Below are 883 nucleotides of genomic sequence, written 5' to 3'. Positions count from 1 at the left end.
TCATCCAAAGGCCACCAGCCTGATCGAGGAAGCTGGCGACCTGCGAAGAGATGCGGCCAAACCGCGTTCCGCCGCCGACGATGATCGCGTCATAGTCGGCCAGCTCATCGATCGTGGCGACCGGCGCGGCCTGATCCAGCTTGAAATGATTGGCGCGCGCCATAACCTCGGGAACGGTTTCCGGGATGCGTTTCACGTCGACGATTGCGCCGGCCGCCTTGGCACCCTCGGCGACCGCGTAGGCCATCGCTTCGATGTGGCCATAGGTTGAGTAGTAGAGAACGAGGACCTTCGGCATTACAATGCTCCTGTGCTTGCGTGTTTCAGAATCTGGCCGGGGCGCGGATGGCGACCCGAAGATTCGGTTCATGAGATTGATGGGCCTTGGGAGGCTGCTCAGTCGAGCGTCGCTCGCGCCAGGAACGGGGCAAGTTGCGCGCAGGCCATTTCTGGCGTCACCACGTCGCCGGGCTCAAGTTCCTCATACTGATAACTGGCCGGGTCGTCGTAGACGCGTTCGCCGATGAGCTTTGCGTCTTGCGTATAGGCGACGCTCTGTATGATGTTGTGGGAAATGAGGTAGTAGGCCTCCGGATCAGAGATAGCCTCCGGCTGTATCATGGACGCAGGGCTCATGTGGCTCCAGACTGCCTCGGTCACAACGCCGAAGTCGCTAATGCACATGTTCAGTGTACGAGCCGCAATGACATTTGTCCTTGTCTCCGCAACCCGCCTGTAAAAGGCCCTCACCGCCGTTTGACCGACCAGAATATGAACCTCGCCGCGCTCGGCAATGCGAGAAATGAGCTCAGGAACGGTCAGCTCGGGGGCAAGGATTTGTTCCCAATAACCAGAAATCTCAAGCAGCGCGTGCCGCAGATAG

Annotated in this window: 2 protein-coding genes; both read right to left on the bottom strand. The window is 59.3% G+C overall.

Annotated features, from left to right (window positions below):
• Positions 1–298 (bottom strand): NAD(P)H:quinone oxidoreductase (gene wrbA / locus ACZXDY_RS46130; protein ID WP_464350044.1); only part of this gene is annotated, 298 nt, incomplete at its 3' end.
• A gap of 98 nt (positions 299–396) precedes the next feature.
• The coding region (locus ACZXDY_RS46125; RefSeq protein ID WP_464350043.1) for a hypothetical protein at positions 397–883 on the bottom strand (487 nt) is incomplete at its 5' end.

This window comes from Bradyrhizobium sp. LeoB3 (genome assembly GCF_055456055.1).
This window is presented reverse-complemented; position numbering and strand designations above follow the sequence as displayed.